This window comes from Rhodococcus sp. CH91 (assembly GCF_022554085.1).
GTDB lineage: Bacteria > Actinomycetota > Actinomycetes > Mycobacteriales > Mycobacteriaceae > Rhodococcus.
On the sequence record NZ_JAKFYR010000008.1, the window covers coordinates 1 to 26,095 of the forward strand.

A 26,095-nucleotide genomic window follows, 5' to 3' on the forward strand; every position below is an offset into this window, starting at 1 on the left:
GGTTCTGGAAGGCGAGCATCACCTGGAACAGCGGATGCCGCGCCTGCGACCGCACCGGATCGAGGACCTCCACCAGCCGCTCGAAGGGCACATCCGAATGCCCGAACGCCGCCAGATCCTTCTCCGCGATCTGCCCCAGCAACTCCGTGAAGCCCACCCCCGGATCCACCTCGGTCCGCAACACCAACGTGTTGACGAACATGCCGATCAGATCGTCGAGAGCCTGCTCACCACGACCGGCGATCGGGGTACCGATCGCGATGTCCTCACTACCGGACAACCGCGACAACAACACCGCCAACGCCGCATGCATCACCATGAACGGCGTCGCACCCTCACGACGCGCCAACGCATCGACCCCCGCATGCAGACCCGCATCCACCTCGAAGGTGATGCGTCCGCCGGCGTACGACGACACCGCAGGCCTCGGCCGGTCGGTGGGGAGCCCGATCTCCTCCGGGAGATCGGCCAGAGCCTCCCGCCAGTACGCGAGTTGCCGGGAGATCAGCGAGTCCGGATCGTCCTCCGCACCGAGCACACGCCGCTGCCACAGGGCGTAATCGGCGTACTGCACCGGCAACGGCACCCACGAGGGCGCTTCCCATTCGGAGCGGGAGGCATACGCGATCATCACGTCCCGGGCGAGCGGTCCCATGGACCATCCGTCGGCGCTGATGTGGTGCACCACCATCACGAGCACGAACTCGGTGTCGGACAGCGCGAAAAGGCGTGCGTGAACGGGCACCTCGGTGGTGACGTCGAAGCCGGTGGACACCAGCTCGACGAAGGCCTCGTGCAGTTCGGTCTCGTTCACCCGGCGGGGACGCAGGTCCGGGACGACCGGAGCTGCCTCGCGCACGACCTGAACGGGCCCTGCGGGCGTGTCGGGGAAGACCGTCCGCAACGACTCGTGACGTTCGATGACATCCATGACGGCGACCTGCAGCGCAGCGACGTCCAGGCGTCCCGAGAGCCGGATGGCGACCGGAATGTTGTTGACACCCGATTCGTTGTCGAACCGGTTCAGGAACCACATGCGCTGCTGCGCCAGCGAGAGCGGGACACGGCTCGGACGCGGGCCCGCGGTGAGCGGTTCGCGTCCGCCGGCACCGGCGTACGACTCGACGCACGCCGCCAGCGCGCCCACCGTCGAGTTGTCGAAGACCGCCCGGACGGGGACGGACGCGTCGAGAGCAGCGCCGATGCGGGAGGCGACCTGGGTGGCGCTGAGCGAGTTGCCACCGAGTTCGAAGAAGTCGTCGTCGACACCGATGCGATCGATTCCGAGGATCTCCGCGAAGACACCGGCCACGATCTCCTCGAGAACCGACGCCGGAGCGCGGAACGCCCGCGTCTCGAAGACCGGTTCCGGCAGCGCACCGCGGTCGAGTTTGCCGGCCGGAGTCAACGGCACCTCGTCGATCACGACGACGGCACTCGGCATCATGTAGCGCGGCAGGAAGCCGGCCGCTGCTTCGCGCAGTTCCTCCGCCTCGGCGGTCGAGCCTTCGGCCAGCGTCACGTAGGTCACCAGTGCCGGGGCACCGCCGATTCCCTCCCGCCCGAGCGTCGCGACGAAATCGACATCGTCCATCGAGGAGAACACGGCATCGATCTCACCGAGCTCGATCCGGTGGCCGCGGATCTTGACCTGGAAGTCGGCACGGCCCACGAACTCGAGTGCGCGCGATCCGCCCGGCGCGGCGATCCAGCGGACGACATCGCCCGTGCGGTAGAGACGTCCACCCGTCGCGGAGTAGGGATCCGCCACGAATCGTTCTGCCGTGAGAGCGGGACGATTGCGGTACCCGCGGGCTACCGTCGCACCCCCGACGTACAGCTCACCGGCGACGCCCTGCGGCACCGGATGCAGTCGCTGATCCAGCACGTACAAGGGTGCGCCGGGCAGGGAGTCCCCGATCGGGACGATCGCCTCGGTCCCCGTCAGGGATCGGCTCGCGGCGGCGACGATGGTGGTCTCGGTCGGACCGTACAGATTGAAGAACCGGCGCCCGGGTGCCCACCGCGCGACGAGATCGCGTGTGCAGGCCTCGCCACCGACCATCACCGTCTCGAGATCGTCGAGGCCGGTGGGATCGATCGATGCGAGCGCGGCAGGCGTGACGAACGCGTGGTTCACGCGTTCCGTGCGGAGCAGATGGGCCAGTTCGTGACCACCCACGACGGTCGTCGGGGCCACCACCATGGTCGCGCTCGCACCCACGGCGAGCAGGAACTCGAGGATCGACGCATCGAAACTCGGCGACGCGAAGTGCAGAACACGGCTTCCCGGTTCGATCCCGAATCGCTCACGCTGGTCGGTGATCTCGGTCGCGAGCCCGCGGTGGGTGACGACCACGCCCTTCGGAAGCCCGGTCGATCCCGAGGTGTAGATGACGTAGGCCGGGTCGGCGAACCGGATCGGACGGACGAGGTCGCGCTCGGTGAGCGATTCCGGCGACCGTGCCTCGATCTCCTCGGTCACCGATGGTGCGTCGAGCGCCAGCCAATCGATACCGGCCGGCAGGTCCGCGGCGACCGCAGTGACGGTGACGCCCAGGACCGCACCGGAGTCGGTCACCATGTGCTCGACACGCTGGATCGGGTAGGAGGGGTCGACCGGCACGAAGGCCGCACCCGTCCGCGCGACCGCCCAGACGGCGGCCACGGATTCGATCGACCGAGGTATCGCGACGGCGACGATGTCGCCGGGGCCGACCCCGTAGTCGACGAGCAGACGTGCTGTCCGGTTCGAGAGCCGGTCGAGTTCGGCGTAGGTGAGGGCGCGTCCCGCACAGGTCACGGCCGGAGCGTCAGGAGCCCTCTGCACTGCTTCCGCCAGGAGGCCGGACAGGGAGATCGGGGCAGGCACAGACGAGTCGCTCTGCACGAGCGCGCGGCGCTCGTGCTCGTCGAGAATGCCGATGTCCCCGACCGCGATGTCGGGCGAGTCGACGACGGCCTCGAGCAGCCTGACGAGACGGTCGGCGAACGTCTTCACAGTGGAGGCCTCGAACAGATCCTCCGCGTAGACGAACTCGGCCGACAGCGGTCGGTGCGAGTCCTCACCTGCCGGTTCGACGACCGTCAGTTGCAGGTCGAACTTCGCGACGTCGACGACGACCTCTTCGGCGCGCACCGTCAGACCCGGCAACTCCACCGCAGTCGATCCCTCGGTCTGGAACGACAGGATGACCTGGAACAACGGGTGCCGCGACTGCGACCGCGCCGGGTTGAGCACCTCGACGAGGCGTTCGAACGGGATGTCGGCGTGGCCCATCGCCTGGAGATCGACGTCGCGGACCTCGTCGAGCAGTTGCGAGAACGACGAGGCTGCGTCCACCTCGGTCCGCAGGACCAAGGTGTTGACGAACATGCCGATCAGCCCGTCGATCTCGGATTCACCTCGCCCCGAGATCGGGGTTCCCACCGCGATGTCGCCGGTTCCCGACAAGCGGGCGAGCAGCACCGCGAAGGCGGCGTGCATCGCCATGAACGGGGTCATGTTGTGGACACGGGCGAGGTCCACGAGACGGCGGTACGACTCGGCCGGAATTTCGAAGGGCACGCGACCGCCGCGGAACGACTGCGTCGCAGGCCGAGGCCGGTCGGCAGGCAGGTCGAGCTGATCGGGCACTCCGGACAGCTTCGACTTCCAGTACGCGATCTGCTGGGCAGCAGTCGAATCGGCGTCCGATTCGACGCCGAGGACACTGCGCTGCCAGATGCTGTAGTCGGCGTACTGGACGGGCAGTTCCTCCCAGCGCGGCCGGTCGCCGGCCTTGCGGGCGGTGTAGGCGGAGATGACGTCCGAGGAGAGCGGCCCGAACGAGTAACCGTCCGCCGCGATGTGGTGCACGACGACCGCGACCGCGATGTCGTCGACGGCCTGCCGGAAGATCCGGGCACGGATCGGCACGTCCTTGGTGACGTCGAATCCGTTCTCCGCGAACTCGCGGAGCCGAGCCGGGAGGACGCTCTCGTCGACGTCTTCGACCCGCGCCTCGAATCCGAGGGAGTCCACCGGCAGAACGACCTGGTGAGGGATCCCCTGCGCACCCTCGGGGAAGACGGTCCGCAGCGCTTCGTGACGCTCGATGACGTCGATGAGGGCCTGTTCGACGACGTCGGTGTCGATCTCCCCCGTCATCCGGACCACGAACGGAAGGTTGTAGGTAGCGGCAGCGGGATCGAACTGGTTGAGGAACCACATCCGCTGCTGCGCCCAGGACAACGGGATCGGGCCGTTGCGCTTCTGCCGGACCAACGGCGTGCGCCCGGTTCCGGCGGACGACTCGACGACGCCGGCGAGACGCTCCACCGAGGATGCCTCGAAGAGTGTCCGCACCGGCACGGACGTGTCCAGGGCCGCACCGATCCGCGCCGCGACCTGCGTCGCCGACAGCGAATTACCACCCAATGCGAAGAAGTCGTCGTCCAATCCGACGCGTTCGACACCGAGAACCTCGGCGAACACCTGCGCGACCGTCTGCTCCCCCGGCGTGCGCGGAGCACGGAACTCGACCGCCTCGAAGACCGGTTCCGGCAGCGCCCGCCGGTCGAGCTTGCCCGAAGCGTTGAGCGGGAACTCGTCGAGCACGAGGATCTGCGAGGGCACCATGTACGACGGCAGCACCGACCGCACCGCGTCGCGGGTCGCCTCCGGGTCGGGCACCGCGTCGCCTGCCGCGACGACGTATCCGATGAGATGTTCGCCGGACTCGCCCTCGTGTACCGCGGCCGCGGCCTGCGCCACTCCGCCGGCGCCGAGCAACGCCGCTTCGATCTCGCCGAGTTCGATGCGCTGCCCCCGGAACTTCACCTGGAAGTCCGTGCGCCCGAGGTATTCGAGTCGACCCTCACGCGTCCACCGCACCAGGTCGCCCGTGCGGTACACCCGCTCGCCCGAACCGAACGGATCCGCGACGAACCGCTCGGTCGTCAGATCCGCCCGCCCGTGATAGCCCCGGGCCAGCTGGACACCCGACAGATACAGCTCGCCGGCGACACCGACCGGCACGAGGTTCAACCGCTCGTCGAGGACGACCGCCCGCGTGCCCCATACCGGGGACCCGATCGGTACCGCGTGACCCCGCATGGAAGCCGTGCAGGTGAACGAGGTGGCCTGGATCGTCGTCTCTGTCGGCCCGTAGAGATTGTGCACCCGGGCCGCACACCGCTGCCCCACCCGCGACACCGTTCGCGTCGACAGCGCTTCACCACCGGTGAACACCGCCGACAGCGACGCCCACATCCCCGCCGACACGTGATCGAGCACCGCTTCGAGGACCGACGGCACGAACTGCACCATGGTGACCTGCTGCTCGTCGATCACCCGCGCCAGATACTCCGGATCCCGATGCCCGTCCGCAGCCGCGACGACCAATCGCGCACCGGTCTGCAAGGGCAGCAACAACTCCCACACCGAAGCATCGAAAGTGAACGGAGTCTTGAACAGCACGACATCGTCCGCGCCCGGACCGAACCGCTCCTGCATCCACAGCAACTGGTTGACCACCGAACGATGCTCGACCGCCACACCCTTCGGCCGGCCCGTCGAGCCCGACGTGTAGATGACATAGGCGGTGTTCTCCGGGCGAAGCGCCGCACGGCGATCGGAACCGGACACCGGAGCATCCGACACCGTCGACAGATCCAGCTCGTCGACGACGACCACCGGCACCGAACCCGCATCGGAGAACGCATCCCGCGACGTCGTGAGCACCAGCACCGGCTGCGACGACGCGAGCACATATCCCGTCCGCTCGGCCGGATGATCCGGATCCACCGGAACGTAGGCACCACCGGCAGTGAGCACCGCATAGATCGCGGCGAGCATCTCCGGGCTACGGCGAATCGCCACCGCCACTCGCGACTCCGGACCCACACCCAACGAGATCAGATGACGGGCAAGACAGTTCACCCGCGACGCGAACTCGCCGTAGGTCCACACCAGATCGTCCGCGACGACCGCGACGGCATCGCGGTCGCGCGCGACCTGCTCGACGAAGCCGTCGAGCACCAGAGCGCCGCACGCGGCGGGTTCCGTCGACGTCGACACCTCGAGTACGCGCATCCGCTCGTCGGCATCGAGCAGATCCACATCACCGACCGGCACCGACGCCTCGGCCGTGACGGCCTCGACCAACCGCACGAACCGTTCCGCGAACGACGCCACCGTCGCCTCGTCGAACAGATCCGTCGCGTACGTCCACGCCACCGACATCCCCGCCGGCGCGCCCGCCTCGTCGAACTGCTCGGCCACCGTGACATCGAGATCGAACTTGGCCGAGACCGCATCGAGTTCGACCGGGGCCACCGACAGGCCCGCCAACTCCAAGCCGGCCCGCTCGAAGTTCTGGAACGACAACAGCACCTGGAACAGCGGGTGCCGAGCCTGCGAACGCTCCGGGTTCAACACCTCGACCAACCGCTCGAACGGCACATCCGCATGTCCGAACGCCGCCACATCGACCTCGCGTGCCTGCTCGAGCACCTGCTCGAACGACACGGACGGATCGATCCGCGTGCGCAACACCAACGTGTTGACGAACATGCCCACCAGATCGTCGAGCGCACGGTCACCACGACCGGCGATCGGCGTACCGATCGCAACATCGCCGGCGCCCGACAAGCGGGACAGCAGCACCGCCAAGGCGGCGTGCACCACCATGAAGACGGTCACCCCACGCTCGCGCGCCGCTCCCACCACTGCCGCATGCACCCGCGCGTCCACCGGGTGGACGAGCATCGCACCGCGATTCGACGCCACCGCCGGACGCGGACGATCCGTCGGCAACGTCAATTCGTCCGGTAGCCCCGCCAGGGCATCCGACCAGAACCCGACCTGACGTGCGATCAGCGAATCCGGATCGTCCTCGGAACCCAGAACCTGCCGCTGCCACAACGCGAAATCCGCATACTGCACCGGCAACGGAGCCCAGTCCGGCGCCTCACCACGGCACCGCGACTCGTAGGCCACCATCACGTCCCGCGCCAGCGGCCCCATCGACACGCCGTCACCGGCGATGTGATGCACCACGAACACCAACACGAACTCGTCCACCGCGTCGGCAACCTGCAGCAACCGCACCCGTACCGGCACCTCGACCGTCACGTCGAACCCGGAAGTGATCGATTCCGTTGCCAGTTCGGCGATTTCGGCGCTCGACACAGAGATCGGAGTCAGGTCGAATTCGATCTCCGGCGACGGCCGGACGTCCTGGTATCCGACACCGTCGATCTCGGGGTAGACGGTCCGCAACGACTCGTGCCGCTCGAGCACGTCCGAGATCGCGGCGGCCAGCGCCGCAGTGTCGAGATCGCCCGACATCCGCAGCGCGATGCCGACGTTGTTGGTACCCGAGGACGTATCGAACCTGTTCAGGAACCACATGCGGGTCTGGGCCAACGACAGCGGCACCCGATCCGGACGTTCCTGCGCCACCAACGGCACGCGTCCGGAGCCCACATGTGATTGCACACGTTCCGCGACGCCCTCCACCGAGGACGCCTCGAACAGCACACGCACCGGGACGTCTGTATCGAGCGCAGCGCCGATCCTCGAGACCACTCGCGTCGCCACCAGGGAGTTGCCGCCGAGGGCGAAGAAGTCGTCGTCGAGACCGACTCGCTGCACGCCGAGCACCTCGGCGAAGACGGACGCCACGGTCTGCTGCACCGGCGTCTCCGGCGCCCGGAACTCACCGGCTTCGAAGACCGGCGCAGGCAGCGCCCGGCGGTCCAGCTTGCCGTTGACCGTCAGCGGCAGCCTGTCGAGAACCACGAAGGCCGACGGCACCATGTAGTCGGGAACGAGATCATCGACACCCGAACGGAGTCGGGCGATGTCGAGCGAATCCGTCTCCTCCCCCACGACGTAGGCGACGATCCGAGAATCGCCAGGGGTGTCCTCGCGCACCACGACGGCGGCGTGGGAGACGCCGGGCTGCGCCGTCACCGCGGCTTCGATCTCTCCGAGTTCGATACGGAAACCACGGATCTTGACCTGGTCGTCGGCGCGGCCGAGATATTCGAGCTCGCCCGCGGAACTCCAGCGGGCCACGTCACCCGTCCGGTACAGCCGTCCACCCGTACACGAGAACGGATCGGCGACGAACCTCGACGACGTCAGTTCTCGTCGCCCGAGATAACCGCGCGCGAGCTGCCCACCGGCGACGTAGATCTCACCGGGCACACCGACAGGGACCGGGCGGAGCCGGTCGTCGAGAACGAAGACACTCAGGCCGGCGATGGGGCTTCCCACCACGCTCGGCGCACCGGAGACCGCCAGCTCCGGCCCGATCGGCCGGTACGAGACGTGCACGGTGGTCTCGGTGATCCCGTACATGTTGACGAGCCGGACCTTGTCGGCGTCGTGCCGGGAGAACCAGCCACCGAGGCGGCGCGGCTCGAGAGCCTCGCCACCGAAGACGACGTAGCGCAGAGCGAGCCCGTCACCGCCGGCGCGCCTGTCGGCCTCGTCGAGCTGGTAGAAGGCGGACGGCGTCTGGTTGAGGACGGTGACGCCCTCCCGCACGAGCAGTTCGCGGAACTGGTCGGGCGAACGCGAGGTGAGGTAGTCGACGACGACGAGAGTGCCGCCGTACAGGAGCGGGCCCCACAGTTCCCACACCGAGAAGTCGAAAGCGTAGGAGTGGAACATCGTCCACACGTCCGAGGATCCGAACCCGTAGAGATCCTCGGTGTTGACCATCAGACGAACCACGTTGCGGTGCGGGACGAGGACGCCCTTGGGGCGGCCGGTCGAACCGGACGTGTAGATGACGTAAGCGGTGTTCGCCGGCGACAGCCGTCCCCGTCGCTCGTCCGCGCCGATCGGGGACTCGTCGACGTCCGACAGGTCGTCCACGTCGAGGAGGATCGTCGCGATGCCGGGGGTCTCCGGCAGGCCGGAACCGCTGCGGGTGACGAGCACCGCGGGCGATGCGTCCTCGAGCAGGAAGGCGATGCGCTCGTCCGGATAGTTCGGATCCACCGGCACATATGCGCCCCCGGCCTCGACGACGGCCACCAGGGCGACGACGAGATCGAGGGACCGTGGCAGCGCCACGGCCACCAGGGACTCGGGGCCCACCCCGAGTTCGATCAGCCGGCGCGCGAGCCGGCGCGACTTCGAGGCGAGTTCGGCGTAGGTCAGCGAGTCGTCGCCGAATCGGACGGCCACGCCACCGGGCGTCGAGGCAACCGCACGATCGAACAGGTCGGCGAGGTTCTCGTCTCCCGAGGTCCGGTCGCTTCCGACCGAATTCCATTCGGACAGAAGACGAGTGCGCTCGGCGTCGTCGAGCAGCTCGATGTCGCCGACCGGCGTGTCCGGGAACTGCACGCCGCGCCCGAGCACTCGAAGGAAACATTCGGCGAAGGACTCGACGGTGCCGGCGTCGAAAAGGCCGGTCGCGTACTCGAAGGATGCCTCGAGTCCGGTCTCCCCGGACGCATCCGCCACCGTGAGCTGAAGATCGAATTTCGCAGTGCCGACCTCGATCTCGGATACTGCGGCCTGCAGTCCCCGGATCTCGACACCTGCGGCGGCCGGCGCTCCCACGTCCATGGAGAGTGCGACCTGGAAGAGCGGGTGGCGCCCCGCCACGCGCGCGGGGTCGACGACCTCGACGAGCCGCTCGAAGGGCACGTTCGCGTGCGCGAGTGCAGCGGTGTCGACGGAACGAACCTGCCGGACGAAATCCGCGAACGGGGCGGACGGCTCCACCGGTGTGCGCAGGGCGAGCGTGTTGACGAACATGCCCACGAGGTCGTCCAGTTCGGGCAGATCCCGGCCGGATACCGGTGTGCCCACGACGATGTCGCGCGTGCCGGACAGGCGTGCCAGAAGCACCGCCAGTGCGGCGTGCAACACCATGAACCGGGTGACCCCCAGCTCGGACGCCAGCGCCGACATTTCCTCGACGATCTCGGCGGGGATGCGGAATCGGATCCGCGCCCCGTCGCTCGTACCGTCCTCCGGACGCGAGCGGTCTGCAGGGAGGTCGAGCTGGTCCGGAACACCGTCGAGTGCGTCCGTCCAGTACCTCAGTTCGCGCGAGACCAGAGAGTCGGGGTCGTCCTCGGAACCGAGGAGTTCGCGCTGCCACAGCGTGTAATCGGCGTACTGGACCTCGAGCGGGGGCCAACCCGGCTCCCGCTCGTCGGCCCGGTCGGAGTAGGCGCCGAGGATGTCGCGAGCGAGCGGAGCGAACGACAGGCCGTCCGCGGCGATGTGGTGCAAGCAGACCGCGACGACGTGGTCGGCCGGTCCGAGACGGAATATCGCTGCTCGATAAGGTGTTTCCGATACCAGATCGAAACCCGCCCCGGCGAAACGCCGCAGTTCGTCGTCGAGTGCGTCGGCGGGGATGTCGACGAGTGCCGGCTCGATGCGGACCTCGTCCGCAGACAGGATCTTCTGGTACGGCGATCCGTCGACGTCGGGGAAGACCGTACGCAATGTCTCGTGACGGGAGACGATGTCGGACAGCGCCTCGAACATGGCGTCGACGTCGAGATCCCCTTGCAGCCGTACCCCGAACGGCAGGTTGTAGAGCGCGGACTCGGGTTCGAGCCTGTTCAGGAACCACAGGCGACGCTGCGCTGTCGACAGGGGAAGCATCTCGGGCCGCTCGGTGCGCCGGAGCGCGGGCAGCGGCAGTTCTCCGGCGACGATCGACACGCGCTCTGCGAGAGCGGCCACGGTGGACGAATCGAAGAGGAGACGGACCGGGATCTGGACACCCAGATCCGCACCGATCAGGTGTGCGAGTTTGGTTGCGACGAGCGAGTTTCCGCCCAGTTCGAAGAAGTCGTGGTCCAGCCCCACACGGTCGATGCCGAGCGTCTGCGCGAAGGCGTCGGCAACCACGCGCTCGACGTGGTTACGGGGCGCACGGTACTCGCGGACACCGGCAGCGGCCGGCTGAGGCAGAGCCTTGCGGTCGAGCTTGCCGCTCGTGTTCAGTGGAAGCTCGTCGAGCACCATCACGAACGACGGAACCATGTACGAGGGGAGCCGCAGGGCGACCTCGCGACGCAGGACATCCGGATCGACCGATGCCCCGGCCGCCGGAACGACATATCCGACGAGCTGATCCCCGGCCGGACCTGCGACGAGTTGCGCCACCGCTCGCGAAACGCGCGGGTTCTCCAGGAATGCAGCTTCGATGTCACCGAGTTCGAGTCGCTGACCGCGCAGCTTGACCTGGAAGTCGCTGCGTCCGACGTATTCGAGCTCTCCCTCGTCGGTCCAGAAGACCAGGTCGCCGGTTCGGTAGAGACGCGAGCCCGGCACTCCGAACGCGCTCGCCACGAACCTGTCGGCTGTCAGATTCGGCTGCGAGGCGTAACCCCGCGCGAGCTGGACACCTGCGAGATAGAGCTCACCCGTCACGCCTCGCGGAACCGGTCGCAGATTCGGATCGAGGACGTAGACCTGGGTGTTCCACACCGGGCGTCCGATGGGTACCGACGAGCGGTCGGCTCGTTCGTCGGTCTCCGTGAACTCGTGGAAGGTCACATCGACGGCGGCCTCGGTCGGGCCGTACAGATTGTGGACGCGCACCTCGGGCAACAACTCCACGAGCCGGCGCGCGGAATGAACCGGCAACGCTTCGCCCGAGGCGAAGACGTTGCGCAGCGAACGGCACCGTGCGGCGCCGTCGGTGGTGAACACCGCGAGCATCGAGGGAACGAAGTGCATCGCGGTGATGTTCTCGTCCACGACCAGTTGCTGCAGATAAGCCGGATCGCGGTGCCCGTCCGGCGCAGCTACGACCAGACGCGCACCCACGGCCAGCGGCCAGAACAACTCCCATACCGAGACGTCGAAGGTGACAGGCGTCTTCTGCATCACGGAATCGTCTGCGGTCAGAGGATATTCCGATTGCATCCACACCAGCCGGTTGACGATCGCATCGTGCGTCACGGCGACGCCCTTGGGCCGCCCCGTCGATCCGGAGGTGAACAGCACGTACGCGGTGTTGCCGGGCCGGAGCGGGGTGAGCCGCTCGGAGTCGCGAATCGGACCGCCGGTGAAGGATCCGAGGTCGAGCTCGGCAACCGGATGCACCGGACGGCCCGCGAAGACGGTCGTGTCGGTATCGGAGTCGGCGAGCACGACGACCGGGGCCGCAGTGTCGAGGATGTGGCGGATGCGCTCGCCCGGTTGGTCGACGTCCACCGGGACGTACGCGCCACCGGCACGCACGACGGCGTGGATCGCCACCAGCATGTCGATCGAGCGCCGCATCGCCACCGCGACATGACGCTCCGGACCGACGCCTTCCCCGATCAGGAAACGGGCGAGGCGGCCGACCCTGTCGTCGAACTCGGCGAAGGAGACAGTTCGCCCCTCGAAAGTGACCGCGGGAGCGTCGGGGGTCGATCCGGCCTGGTCGTCGAGCATCGCTGCGAGCGTGGCCCGTCGGTCGACCACATGGTCCGTCCGGTTGGGCTCGACGACGACTGCCGTGAACTCGTCGCTGTCCATGACGTCCACCGAGCGCGCGATCCGCTCGGCAGGTGCTTCGAGGAAACGTTCGAAGAATTCGAGGAACCGCCGGTGATGCGCCCGGGACTCCGAGCCGGTGTAGATGTTGGGGTTCGTCTCGAAGTCGACGTGGGTCCGGGAGCCGGCGACACTCTGATAGACGTTGACACTGAGATCTTCGACCGTGCCGGTGGACAGCACGTGCAGATGCCCCGTGCTGTCGCCGATCGCGAGCTCGTTGTGGAAGAGCATCAGGTTGATCAGCGGGCCGAAGAACTCCCGCTGGGTCCGGCCGGCCGCCGAGTCCCGACGGATGTCCTCGTGCCGGTAACGCTGGTGCCGCAGTGCACCGGTGACCTCGATGCGTACCTGGGTCAGCAAGGTGCCGATATCGATGCCGGGGCCGACGTTCAGGCGCAGCGGCACGATGTTGGACACCATGCCGCCGGAGTTCTTCATGAACTTGGTGATACGGGCCGTGACAGGGAGGCTGAGGATGACCTCGTCGCTTCCGGTCATCCGGCCCAGATACGTTGCGAAGGCCGCGATCACGAGGTTGGCGAGGGAGGTCTCGTGCCGTTCCGCCGCCTCGGCGACCAGCCGGTCGATCCGTTCGGACAGCCGAGCACTCGACACCTGGTTCACCGGCGCGGGAGGGCCGGTGCGGCGGCTGAGACTGATTCCTTCTTCCAACCCGGCGACACGCGCGAGCCAGTACTCGCGATCGGTGCCGAACCGGGCCGACTGCCGGTAGGCGATCTCGTACTCGCTCAGCCGGCGGAGGTCCCCGTCCGGGGCGGGCGGTTCCTGGGCGCCCGTGGACCAGGCGGTGTACAACTCGGCGCACCGGCTGACGAGTGTCGTCGCAGAGTAGCCGTCGAGCGCGATGTGGTGGACCCGCGCGTACCAGAAGTACCTGCGGTCGTCGATCCGGAGGAGCGCCGACCGGACGAGCCGATCGTTCAGCAGATCGAAGGGAGCCCCGTACTCGGCCCGCATCCATTCGTGGGCGGCGGCGACGGAATCCTCGTGCTCACGCAGATCGACGAGTGGGACGGAGCCGTCCTGATCGTGATCGATCACCTGGAAGGGCTGGGCATCGACTTCGATCAGCCGGACGAATCCCGATCCGAGTTCCCGGGCCGCCTGGTTCAGAGCGATTTCGAGTCGCGCGGCATCGACATCCCCTTCGATGTCCACGTACTGCGCAATGGTGATCGGTACGTCAGGATCGAGATGTTGAGCGAACCAGATACCCATCTGGGCCGGAGAGAGGGGGAAGGCCTCATGGGGAAGAGATTCGGGCGCGGCTCCCTCGGCGCCTGCAGCGCCGGATGCGTGTGCCGGAGCCCCCGCAGTCCCGAACTCCGATGCGCCGAAACCCAGCGAATCCAAACCCCAACCTTCCTCTCACCTGCGGACAGCGGCCGCCACGACTACACCACCGTACCGGGGCGTTTATCTGCCGATCAGGTGTAGAACGTTACGGTGCCGAGGCGCGGTGAATGCCTGATCGACCGCGGCCCAGCACCCGGCTCCGTCCTGCCGGCAGGTATCGCCCGGCGTAGCCTACCCACCGGTATCCAGTGCGTTCGCCTCGACCGCACCGAGCCAACCTACACGGCTGTACCGACCCGCTCACGCGTGGTCGGTACAGCCGAACGGCCCGCTCGGGCGAGGAACTGGGAGGTCGTCACCACATCACGGCGATGATCACGTTGAGAATGCCCAGACCACCGGCGACATGTGCGAGTGTTGCGGACGAGCCGGGATTCTGCTTCTCCTTCTTCAACCCGATGATCGCGACGACGAGCACGGCGAGAGCGACCAGCAGCTTGATGCCGATCTTCATGTGGTTCACCTCGACGACGTCCTCGGCTTCACGGAGGCCGACCAGGGCGATACCGGTCACGAGCTGAAGGATCGCGCCGTGCAGCATGCCCACCACGACGCGCGGTTGCTTGATGACCGCGAGCCACGAGCCGATGATTGCGGCGAGACCGATGAAGTGCAGGATCAGAAGGATCTTGATGGCGATATCCATGGTCGCAATCCGACCATTCCGGGCGGGGGCTGTCCAGTTAGGCGACGCTCACCGAGTGACCGGTGTCACGGCCGGTCGCGATACCAGTCCAGCAGTTCCGGAACATCGATGGCAGCGCGGTCCACGACCCGGTCGGGGTCCGCTCCCTGCAGGATCCGTTTGAGCGGCACTTCGAGTTTCTTGCCGGTGCGCGTGTGGGGCACACCGGGGGCCACGACGATCTCGTCGGGCACGTGCCGCGGAGAGGCGTGTTCGCGAACGGCCGTCCGTATTCTCCGCTTCAGTTCGTCGTCCAGGATCGCCCCCTCGGCGAGGACGACGAACAGAGGCATCCGGTACGTGCCGTCGGGTAATTCGATTCCGAGGACGAGCGCCTCGACGATCTCGGGCAGACCTTCCACGGCCTGATAGATGTCGGCGCTGCCCATCCGCACTCCGTGGCGGTTGAGTGTGGAATCGGACCGGCCGTGCATCTCGAAGGTGCCGCGCTCGGTGATCGTGATCCAGTCGCCGTGACGCCACACGCCGGGATAGGCGGAGAAATAGGACTCCCGGTAGCGACTGCCGTCCGGATCGTCCCAGAACCGCACGGGCATCGACGGCATGGGGGCGGTCACGACGAGTTCACCGACCTCGCCGCGCACGGGGCGGCCCTTCTCGTCGTAGGCCTCGACGGCCACCCCGAGACAGGGCACCGAGATCTCCCCCGGCCACACCGGCACCGTGGGCACGGCACCGACGAACGCGGAGACGACGTCCGTGCCGCCGGAGATCGACATCACCTGCACGTGCTCCCCCGCAGTGTCCGACAACCACGACGACGACGAGGCCGGGAGCGTCGAGCCGGTGACGCCGACGCCGCGCAGCGCCGACAGGTCGTGATCCGCACGCGGGACGATCCCGGCCTTGATGCACGCCAGCACGTAACCCGGGCTCGTCCCGAGCACCGTGACGTGTTCGTCCGCGGCGATCCGCCACAATCGGTCCACCTCGGGATACGACGGTGCACCGTCGTAGGTGACGACGGTGCAGCCCACCAGCAGACCCGACAGCAGGAAGTTCCACATCATCCAGCTCGGGCTGGTGTACCAGAGGAAGCGGTCGCCGGGGCGCAGATCGAGGTGCAGCGACAGCGCCTTGAGGTGCTCGAGCAGCACACCCCCGTGACCGTGCACCAGACCCTTGGGTGGGCCGGTGGTGCCGGACGAGAAGACCACCCACAGCGGATGGTCGAAGGGAACGGGCAGGGGTTCGAGCGGGTGGTCGCCGGAGACGGCGTCCTGCCAGTCGAGGATCTCCCCGGTGCGGCCGGCCCCCTCGAACGGCTCCGCGCCGGTCGGCACGACGATCGTCAGGGCGAGACCGGGCATCGCAGCGCGGAGCCGGTCCACCTCATCGACGCGGTCGTGCCACCGGCCCGCATATCGATAGCCGGTCGCGGTGACGAGGACGCGGGGTTCGAGCCGCCCCAGGCGATCGACCGCCGCGGGCACGGCGTAGTCCTGTCCGCAGCCGGCCCAGACCGCGCCGATGCTCGCCGTGGCGAGCAGGGCGACGACGGCTTCGGGAATGTTCGGCAGATAGCCGACGACACGGTCGCCCTCTCCGACCCCGTGGGCGCGCAGCGTCGCGGCGAGCGCCGCCGTGCGGCGCTCGAGTTCGGACCAGACGATCTCGCGTCTGTTTCCCTCCTCGTCGAGGTGGACGACGGCGGGCTCGTCGGCCGGACGTTCACGGAAGACGTACTCGGCGAAGTTCAGTTCCGCCCCGGGGAACCAGATGGCACCGGGCATCGACTCGTCTGCGAGGGCCGGGCCGGGGTCGGTGTGGGAGACGACGTCGTAGGCGTCCCACACGGCCTGCCAGAAATCGCCGGGTTCGTCCACCGACCACTGCCACAGCGCGCGGTAGTCGGGCAGGTCGAGCCCGTGTCGCTCCTCGACGAAGCGGGTGAAGCCGGTGACGTTCGCTTCCTCGATATCCACATCGGTCGGGGTCCATTGCGGCTCCACGACAGTTCACCTTCCGGTCCGGGGCGGCATCTGCGCATCGGCGGAGGCCCCGCCCGACGATCCGGGCGGGGCCTCGCTCGGGACGCTCGGCTATCTCCTGTCGCGGGTTGCGGACGTGTAGATCAGAGTGAGGACCACTGCCACGACGATCGAGATGATCCAGCGGATCCAGTCGATACCGGACGTGTTCTCGTTGCCCTCGGATGCGATGAGCCCCCAGAGCCAGTAACCGATCAGCGCACCGATGATGCCGATGACGATGGTGATGAGCATCCCCATCGCCTGCTTACCCGGAATCACCAGCCTGGCGAGGATTCCGATCACTGCGCCGAAGATGATCGTGCCGATGATCTGTCCCATGGTGAGCCTCTCTGTTCGGCGCCGCGCGTGCGGCGGCGCAACTCGACGACCCTGTACCCACCCAGTGTCGATCATGAACACCTCACTCGGAGGCCGATTCGGTACCGGTTCGGCGAATCCGTCCGTCAGGCACCATCGGTTGCAGTAGCGCGTACCTGTCGTCGCTCGTCCGCGCTCACCCCTCGCCCGCCCGCACCGCCTCGAGCAGTTCGCGGGCCCGCTCGCGCATCTCCACCTTGCGGACCTTGCCGGTGACCGTCATCGGGAACTCGTCGACCACGTGCACGTAGCGCGGGATCTTGTAGTGGGCGAGTTTGCCGGTGCAGTATTCCCGCAGGGATTCCGCGTCGAGAGGGTCGGTTCCCTCGCGCATGCGGATCCAGGCCATGAGTTCCTCGCCGTATTTGGCGTCGGGCACTCCCACGACCTGGGCGTCGAGCACATCCGGGTGGGTATAGAGGAACTCCTCGATCTCGCGGGGATAGATGTTCTCCCCACCCCGGATGACCATGTCCTTGATCCGCCCGGTCACCGAGATGTACCCGTCTTCGTCCATGACGCCGATGTCGCCGGTGTGCATCCACCGCGCCGCGTCGATCGCCTCGGCCGTCTTGTCGGGCTGGTTCCAGTAGCCGAGCATGACGGAGTACCCCCGGGTGCACAGCTCACCGGGTTCACCTCGCGGAACCGTCAGCCCGGTGTCCGGATCGACGATCTTGACCTCGAGGTGCGGGCCGACGCGCCCGACGGTGCTCACACGCCGTTCGACGCTGTCGTCGCTGCGAGTCTGGGTCGACACCGGGGAGGTCTCGGTCATGCCGTAACAGATCGAGACCTCGCTCATCCCCATCCGGTCGATGACCTGCTTCATGACCTCCACCGGGCACGGCGAGCCCGCCATGATCCCGGTGCGCAGCGTCGACAGGTCGTAGTCGCCGAAACCGGGGTCGGCCAGCTCGGCGATGAACATGGTGGGGACGCCGTACAGCGACGTGCACTTCTCCTCCGCCGCCGCGGTGAGCGTGGCGGCGGGATCGAACGCCGGAGCCGGCAGCACGATGGTCGCGCCGTGACTGGTGCAGGCGAGGTTGCCCATCGTCATTCCGAAGCAGTGATACAGCGGAACGGGGATGCAGACCCGGTCCTGCTCGGTGTAGTGGCACAGTTCGCCGACGAAGAACCCGTTGTTGAGAACGTTGTGGTGACTGAGGGTGGCGCCCTTGGGGAAACCGGTGGTCCCCGAGGTGTACTGGATGTTGATGGGGTCGTCGGGCGACAGCGATGCCTGGGCCGCGTCGAGCGGCGCCCGGTCGTCCGCGAGTGCGGCGCGTCCGGTCGCTACCAACTCGTCCCAGCGGGGCGATCCGAGCAGTACGACGTCCTCGAGGTCGGGGCAGTTCGGCCGCACCGTCTCGATCATCCCGGCGTAGTCGGAGGTCTTGAAGGTCGCGGCGGAGACCAGCATCCGCACTCCGGCCTGCTCGAGGACGTACTGCAGTTCGTGCGACCGGTAGGCGGGGTTGATGTTGACGAGGATCGCTCCGATCTTCGCCGTCGCGTACTGCACCAGGACCCACTGCCAGCAGTTGGGTGCCCAGATGCCGACGCGGTCGCCCTTCACGATTCCCGACCGCACCATGCCCATCGCCAGGGTGTCGACATCGGCGACGAATTCGCTGTATTTCCAGCGCTTCCCGGCGGCGGAATCGACGAGCGCCTCACGCTCGCCGAAACGGGCAGCGGTGCGGTCGAGGTTGTCGCCGATGGTGTCGCCGAGCAGCGGGACTTCCCAGGCACCCTGGGTGTAGCTCGGCAGACGGTCGACGTCGAGGCCGGACATCGCATTCTCCTTTTCGAGTCGGATACGTCGGCGGGCGGCCACCCGGCCGTTGCCGGGTGACCGCCGCCCGAAGGTGGATCAGAGTTCCCGGCCGCGGGTTTCGACGAGCGCCGCGGTGCAGATCAGGCTCACGAGGCCGATCCCGGCCAGCATGATTCCGATCGCCATGCTCCCGTAGGAGGCGGCGAGCGGCGCTGCGATCATCGGCGGGATGGCTCCGCCGAGGACTCCGGCGAAGTTGTAGCCGAGGCCGGCACCCGTGTAGCGGTAGCGGGTCGCGAACATCTCGGGGAGCAATGCGCCGCACGGCCCGTACGCGATTCCGAAGATGGCCAGCGTGATCATCATTCCGAGCACGAACGCGATGGGTGAGCCGGTGTCGAGGATCGGGAACAACACCAGCGCCCAGAGCACGGAGAACGCGCACGAGACCATGATGACCTTCCTGCGGCCGACGCGGTCGGAATACAGGGCCGACAGCACGATGGCGAGACCGAAGACGAGCGACGAGGCGATACCCACCGTCAGGACGAAGGGCCTGCCGAACCCGAGCGTGGTGGTCGCGTAGCTGGTCAGGTAGGCCGTACCCATGTAGAAGAAGGCGAACATGATCGCCAGCGCACCGCCCGCGAGGAGGATCTCCTTGGCCTGGTGGCGCAGCGCGTCGAGGAAGGGCAGCCGGCGCGGGGCTTCGGCGACCGGTGCGTTGCGGAGAGCCTCCTGATCTGCACGGAGGCGAGCCTCCTGATCTGCACGGAGGCGGGCCTCCTGATCTGCACGGAAGACCGGGGTCTCTTCGATGGCGAGGCGCATGTAGAGACCGATGCCGACGAGAACGATGCTCAGCAGGAACGGGATCCGCCAGCCGTAGGTGAGGAACGCCTCGTTGGTGTCGCCGAGGGCAAGACCGGTGAACAGGAAGGTTCCGCTCGACAGAGCGAAGGCGATGGCGGGACCGAGCTGGGGGAACATCGCGTACAGACCGCGCTGTCCCGGCGGCGCGTACTCGGCTGTGAGCAGCGTGGCACCGGCCCACTCGCCTCCCACCGCGAATCCCTGCCCGAATCGCAGGAGCACCAGGATGATCGGGGCTGCGATACCGATCGTGTCGGCGCCGGGAAGCAGGCCGATGAGCAAGGTGGAGATGCCCATGAGCAGCAGGGTCGAGATGAGCGTCTTCTTGCGGCCGATGCGATCACCGAAGTGCCCGAACAGCATCGCCCCGACGGGGCGGGCGATGAACGCGACGGCGAAGGTCGCGAAGGAGGCGACGGTTCCCGCGGTGGATCCGAGGGCCGGGAAGAACACCGTCGGAAACACGAGTGCCGCTGCGGTGCCGTAGATGAAGAAGTCGTAGAACTCGATCGTCGTGCCGATGCAACTGGCGACGGCGACACGCCGGATGCCGGGGCCCTTCTTCGAAGGCCCCGCCGGGTGGGGCACGGTGTCGCCGGGACGGGAACGTCCCACCGGTCCGGCGACGGGGGGTTCGGCTGCCCCCGGGGTCGACACACTGGTCACGTGAGTCCTCCGTTGTCCGTTCGAACCGCGGGCGTGATCGCCTCCGCGGATGAACGAAAGGTAGTGATCCGGCTCACCCCCTCACCACCCCCGAAAGGGGGAGGCGGTGACGGGGGTCACACAGTGTGCCGAACGGGGCGGGAACTCAGCGTCCGGCCGCGCCCGCGATCTCCTGCCGCATCTCCGCCCACACCGACGCGTAGGAGTCGATGTTGGCCGCGGTGGCCCAGGCGAGCGCACCGCCCTTGATCTTCTGGAGCGCCTCGGCGAACAGATCCTGATAGCGCGACAGGCGCGGCACGAAGGCCGACACGTCGTCGAACAGGCTCTGCGCCCGCCGATCGAGGTCGAGGAGGCCGTCGATGAATCCTTCGGCGTCCGCGTCCTCGAGCAGCGTGGTCAGCTCCTCGTCGAGGGGAAGGAACCGGTCGTAGAGCTCGGAGATGGAATCCTCGTCGATGGAGACGCGCTCGGCATCGAGCTGGTCGCTCAGCTCGGCGGTGCCCTTGTCGGTCAGGCTGATACCGCCGTCGTTCTCCGCGGCCTTCCCCTGCTCGAGCAGTGCGGCGGCTGCCGCCTGGCCGGCCGCGACCGACACCCCGAGATGCGCGGCGATCACCTCGGCCGTGACCTGCTTCTTCAGCCGTACGGTCTGCAACAGCGCCAGCTCGTCGACATTGCCCGCGAAGGCCATCGCCCACTCCTCGTCGCGCCCGCCGGGCGCCTGTGTCGGGTACGGAATCCAGACGGATTCCGGCCCCGATTCTGACGCACGAGGCGATCGCGCGGGTTCGCTACCCTCCCTCACCGGAATCGGATACTCCGGCGGCGCGGGGAACCGGACACGCCTCGGCCGCCTCGGTGACGATCGTCGGCACATCGGACGCATCCGGGCGTGCGCCGCTCTCCCACTCCCTGCCCACCAGCGGACGGGTCGTGTCGAGCCGGGCCGGCTCGTCGGCTGTGAACGCGCGGCCCCTGCTGAGGAAGCGCACTCCCTCCGGGCTCTCGACGCTGAAACCCGAACCGCGCCCGGGCACGACATCGAGGACGAGGCAGGTGTGTCGCCAGGTCTCGAACTGCGCTCCCGAGATCCACACCGGCACAGCGTCCCCACCGGACGGTGCGTCGGAGCGCACCTGGTGGGCCTCGAGTCGCAGATCGAGAACTCCGAGCAGGACATCGCGGTCACCGACGACGAAATCCCCGTCGGGATAACACATCGGTGCGGAGCCGTCGCAGCATCCGCCGGACTGGTGCATCATGAGCGGTCCGTTGCGCTGCACGAGACGGCGCAGCAATGCGACGGCGGCGACGGTCGCCACGAGGCGCGGTGGGACGGTCATCGGGGTGACCTTTCGGTGGCAGGAACACGACAGCGGCGCCTGCCACGCCGCGGGGACATGACAGGCGCCGGACCGAGGATCAGAAGAAGCCTTGCGCCTTGGGGGCGTAGGACACCAACAGGTTCTTCGTCTGCTGGTAGTGATCGAGCATCATGTGGTGGTTCTCGCGGCCGATGCCCGACTGCTTGTACCCGCCGAAGGCCGCGTGCGCGGGGTACTGGTGGTAGGTGTTCGTCCACACCCGTCCTGCCTGGATGGCGCGACCCGCACGGTAGGCCACTCCCCCGTCGCGCGACCACACACCCGCTCCGAGGCCGTAGAGGGTGTCGTTGGCGATCGAGATCGCGTCGTCGAAGTCGCGGAACGAGGTGACGGACACGACCGGGCCGAAGATCTCCTCCTGGAAGATGCGCATCCGGTTGTCGCCGTGGAAGATCGTCGGCTGCACGTAGTAGCCGCCCGACAGGTCGCCGCCGAGATCGGCGCGCTCACCACCGGTGACGACCTTGGCGCCTTCGCTCTTGCCGATCTCGATGTAGGACAGGATCTTCTCGAGTTGATCGTTCGAGGCCTGCGCGCCGATCATCGTCTCGGTGTCGAGCGGATCGCCCTGGCGAACGGCCTTGGTGCGCACGGCGGCGAGCGAGAGGAAGTCGTCGAAGATGTCCTGCTGGATCAGCGCCCGCGACGGGCAGGTGCACACCTCGCCCTGGTTGAGAGCGAACATCGTGAAACCTTCGAGCGCCTTGTCCTGGTAGTCGTCGTTCGCCGACAGCACGTCGGAGAAGAAGATGTTCGGGCTCTTGCCGCCGAGTTCGAGGGTCACGGGGATCAGATTCTGCGAGGCGTACTGCATGATCAGACGCCCCGTCGTGGTCTCACCCGTGAAGGCGATCTTGCGGATGCGCGGGCTCGAGGCGAGCGGCTTGCCGGCCTCGACGCCGAAGCCGTTGACGATGTTGACCACGCCGGGCGGGAGCAGGTCGCCGATGATCGAGATCAGGTGCAGGATCGACGCCGGGGTCTGCTCGGCGGGCTTGAGGACGACCGCGTTGCCGGCGGCCAGCGCGGGGGCGAGTTTCCACACGGCCATCAGGATCGGGAAGTTCCAGGGGATGATCTGGCCGACGACGCCGAGTGGCTCGTGGAAATGGTAGGCGACGGTGTCGGAGTCGATCTCCGAGATCGAGCCTTCCTGCGCCCGAATGGCTCCCGCGAAGTAACGGAAATGGTCGATGGCGAGGGGGATGTCGGCGTGGAGTGTCTCGCGGATCGGCTTGCCGTTGTCCCACGACTCGGCGAGTGCGATCTGCTCGAGGTTCTCCTCGATACGGTCGGCGATCTTGTTGAGGATCACCGCTCGCTCGGCCGGCGACGTCCTGCCCCACGCGGGGGCTGCCGCATGTGCGGCATCGAGGGCGAGTTCGATGTCCCCCTCGGTGCCGCGGGCGATCTCGGTGAAGACCTGCCCGGTGACGGGGGTGACGTTCTCGAAGTACTCCCCTTTCACCGGCGGCACCCATCCGCCACCGATCCAGTTGTCGTAGCGCGGACGGAACGACATGAGGGCATCGGGGGAGCCGGGTCGGGCGTACACGGTCATGGGCATCTCCTGCAGCGTCGAGCGATCGGTATGTGATCCCGGACACTACGGAGGCGAGGGTTGCAACTACGTTGCGAGTTGCCTGTCCAGTCGGGCCAGCGTCGCTTCGACCTGCGCGAAGCGGGGCGAGCGGGGATCGAGCGAAGCGCGATAGGCCGACCACGCCGTGAGGTCCTCGCGGCCGTGGACGGACGACGTCCACCGTGCGAGCAGGTGTTCGTCGCCGCTGCGCACCAGCGCGGCCCGTACACCCGAGCGGAGTTCGTCGCGGATCTCCTCGATGCCCGGTGCCACCGAACCCGGCAGGACCTCGCCGGTGTAGAGACGAACCGCCGAGGCCACGTCGCCGCGGTCGAGAGCGCGCCGCACGTCCGCCACGTCCGTCTCGAGCTCGGTGAGCAACCGGTAGGGGCGCGAGGCGAGGTGCTCCGAACCGAGCACCTTGCGCAGCCGCGACATCTCGGCTCGGACGGTCACGGAGTCGAGCTCGGCTTCGTCGAGCAGGACAGCGAGCCGATCCGAGCTCAGTCCTTCCGGACGATCGGCGAGGATCAGCAGGATCTCGGCGTGCCGCCGGGACATGCCGAGACGTTCGCCTGCCCGGCGGAGGGCCGGGCGCCCGGACCCGATCGTCTCGAGCCGGATCGGCCGCGCGGGAGCCAGCGGACGCCCGTTCAGGGCGTGGAGTCGCAGTTCGGATTCCGCCGCCGCGACTGTCGCGCGTACGAGCTGGAGTACCTCGGGAGCAGCGACCCGGTGCCCTCCCGTGATGTCGATGGCACCGAGAATCCGGCCGCTGGTGGGGTCGTGCACCGGCGCGGCCGAGCAACTCCATTCGTGCACCCTCCGGTTGAAATGTTCGGCACCGAAGATCTGCATCGAATGGCCCACCGCGAGAGCGGTTCCCGGAGCGTTGGTGCCTACCCGGTCCTCACTCCAGTCCGCTCCCTCGACGAAGCTCATCGACAGGGCACGATCGCGGGCGGCGTGATCGCCTTCGACCCACAGCAGCCGCCCCTGCCCGTCGGTGATCGCGACGAGCAGCCCGCTGTCCGCCGCGTCCTCGACCAGCAGTTTGCGCACCACCGGGCGGACGAGCGACATGGGATGCCCGGCCCGGTAGTCCTCGAGCTCGCGTCCGGCGAGCAGCGCGGGTTGCTCGACGACGTCGGGATCGACACCGCCTTCCAGACTGCGGCTCCACGAATCGTGGACGACCGGACGCACTCCCTCGAGCCGGCCGCTGCCGCGTGCCGAGACGAACGTGCCGTGTGCCTGCAGGACGGCACGCGCGTGGGCGGCCACGTCCACCTCCGGGCGCAGTGCCACCCCCGGGTTCGTCGTCGCGATTCCACGATCCGTCATGTACGGGCGCCTCCTCATCGACACTGTAGTCCGGATCACATATCCGGCGGCAAGACCTACAGCGCGTCCCCGAGCAGCGCGACCCGGTGCGCGAGCATGACGGCGGTGGCATGCGGGCCTCGGCTCGGCACCCGGGGGAAGACCGAGGTGTCCACGATGTTCAGTCCCTCGATCCCCCGCACACCGCACCACTCGTCGACGACAGCTCGGTCGTCGTCACCCATCCGGCATGTTCCGGACAGGTGCAAGGACGTCCCGAGCCGGCTGCGGCCGACCTCCACGCTGCCGGCTTCGACGACATCGTCCATCCCGGCGAGCAGATCGGCCGCGAGGCGGACGCCCTCGTCGAGCGCTTCCCGGTCGGCCGGGTCCGTCAGATAGCGGTAGTCGAGCAGGGGTGCGGCTGCCGGATCCCTCTCGTCGAACACGATCCGCCCGCGGCTGCGCGGTCGCGTCAGGACGACACCGAGGACCGGGTCGGCGACGCCGCTGCCGGGGATCACGGATCCGAATGCGGTTGTGTACGGGCGCAGTTCGAGATTCTCCGTGTGCAGCGCGACCTCCAGCAGCACCGAGTGTGCGGGCACCTCCGGGCGGAATCGATACGGGATCAGCGCCTCCGGGTGGTCGGAGTATCCGTGACCGACTCCCGGGAGATCGAGCACGGGTTCGATGCCGAGTCGGCGGAGTTCGCCGACCGGCCCGATCCCGGAGAGCATCAGCAACCGGGGGGACTGCACGGCACCGGCCGAGACGATCACCCGACCGGACGAGATCCGCCGCGGTCCGTCGGCCCCGGTGATCTCGACCCCGACGGCTCGACCGTTCGACACGACGATACGGTCCACGCGAGTACCACCGCCGACCGTGAGGTTGGGCCTGTGCAGGACGGGTAGCAGGTGAGCGAGCAACGGGCTCGTTCTGACTCCCCCACGCACGTTCAGCGGGACGGGACCGACCCCCTCCGGCCCGGGCGCGTTGAGGTCGGCGACGGGAACGAATCCCGCGGTGTCGGCCGCGTCGGTGAATGCCCGGGAGACGGGATGCATCCGTTCACGGGCGACCCGCCCGACCGGTATCGGGCCGGACTCACCGTGCAGTTCGCCGGTGAAGTCGATGTCGTTCTCGATCTCGCGGAAGGACGGAAGGACTTCCGCGTAGGACCACGCGGCCGGCCAGTGCCGGAAGTCCTCCGGTCTCGCACGCACGAAGTAGGCACCGTTGACCGCCCCGGATCCGCCGAGCACCCGGCCTCGCGTGACGGTCGCGTCGACGGCGGCGGTGAGCCGCCCCGGATAGTGCGTCACCCACGGGCTTTCCGGTCCGACGGGAAGTGTCGCAACGTCGCGGATCTCCCGCGGGACGGCAGACGGCGAACCGAACGCCGCTCCTTCCTCGAGCAACAGCACGGTGCGCGCCGGGTCGTCGCTGAGCCTCGCGGCGAGAACGCACCCGCAACTCCCGCCGCCGACGATCACGACATCGGCGTGCTCCGGGAGCAT

At 67.9% G+C, this 26,095-nt stretch carries 11 protein-coding genes; all 11 read right to left on the reverse strand.

Going from position 1 to position 26,095, the window contains the following annotated elements:
* Nucleotides 1–13,897, reverse strand: a 13,897-nt coding sequence (locus MOM01_RS15740) for a non-ribosomal peptide synthetase (RefSeq protein ID WP_241386375.1), incomplete at its 3' end; no start/stop codon positions are given.
* A gap of 298 nt (nucleotides 13,898–14,195) precedes the next feature.
* The gene (locus MOM01_RS15745; RefSeq protein ID WP_241386376.1) at nucleotides 14,196–14,546 is read right to left on the reverse strand and encodes a hypothetical protein; all 351 of its coding nucleotides are present in this window, start codon (nucleotides 14,544–14,546) and stop codon (nucleotides 14,196–14,198) included.
* A gap of 65 nt (nucleotides 14,547–14,611) precedes the next feature.
* On the reverse strand, nucleotides 14,612–16,558 hold the full coding sequence (locus tag MOM01_RS15750; protein ID WP_241386377.1) for an acetoacetate--CoA ligase: 1,947 nt from the start codon (nucleotides 16,556–16,558) through the stop codon (nucleotides 14,612–14,614).
* Nucleotides 16,559–16,648: 90 nt separating this feature from the next.
* The gene (locus MOM01_RS15755; protein ID WP_241386378.1) at nucleotides 16,649–16,918 is read right to left on the reverse strand and encodes a GlsB/YeaQ/YmgE family stress response membrane protein; all 270 of its coding nucleotides are present in this window, start codon (nucleotides 16,916–16,918) and stop codon (nucleotides 16,649–16,651) included.
* 175 nt (nucleotides 16,919–17,093) lie between these two features.
* On the reverse strand, nucleotides 17,094–18,758 hold the full coding sequence (locus MOM01_RS15760; protein ID WP_241386379.1) for an AMP-binding protein: 1,665 nt from the start codon (nucleotides 18,756–18,758) through the stop codon (nucleotides 17,094–17,096).
* Nucleotides 18,759–18,836: 78 nt separating this feature from the next.
* Nucleotides 18,837–20,279, reverse strand: a complete 1,443-nt coding sequence (locus MOM01_RS15765; RefSeq protein ID WP_374112314.1) for an MFS transporter — start codon at nucleotides 20,277–20,279, stop codon at nucleotides 18,837–18,839.
* Between the two features lie 145 nt (nucleotides 20,280–20,424).
* Nucleotides 20,425–20,973: a hypothetical protein gene (locus MOM01_RS15770; protein ID WP_241386380.1), complete on the reverse strand. Its 549-nt coding sequence runs from the start codon at nucleotides 20,971–20,973 to the stop codon at nucleotides 20,425–20,427.
* Nucleotides 20,974–21,073: 100 nt separating this feature from the next.
* Nucleotides 21,074–21,625 carry a DUF779 domain-containing protein gene (locus MOM01_RS15775; protein ID WP_241386381.1) on the reverse strand — a complete coding sequence of 184 codons (552 nt, stop codon included), beginning with the start codon at nucleotides 21,623–21,625 and terminating at the stop codon, nucleotides 21,074–21,076.
* Nucleotides 21,626–21,704: 79 nt separating this feature from the next.
* Nucleotides 21,705–23,228, reverse strand: coding sequence for an aldehyde dehydrogenase (adh, locus tag MOM01_RS15780; RefSeq protein WP_241386382.1), 1,524 nt, complete (start codon nucleotides 23,226–23,228; stop codon nucleotides 21,705–21,707).
* Nucleotides 23,229–23,294: 66 nt separating this feature from the next.
* A complete protein-coding gene (locus MOM01_RS15785) occupies nucleotides 23,295–24,593 on the reverse strand; it encodes a transcriptional regulator (RefSeq protein WP_241386383.1) in 1,299 nt (432 codons plus the stop codon).
* A 56-nt stretch (nucleotides 24,594–24,649) separates the two neighbouring features.
* Complete coding sequence (mftG, locus tag MOM01_RS15790) at nucleotides 24,650–26,095, reverse strand: mycofactocin dehydrogenase MftG (RefSeq protein WP_241386384.1); 1,446 nt, start codon at nucleotides 26,093–26,095, stop codon at nucleotides 24,650–24,652.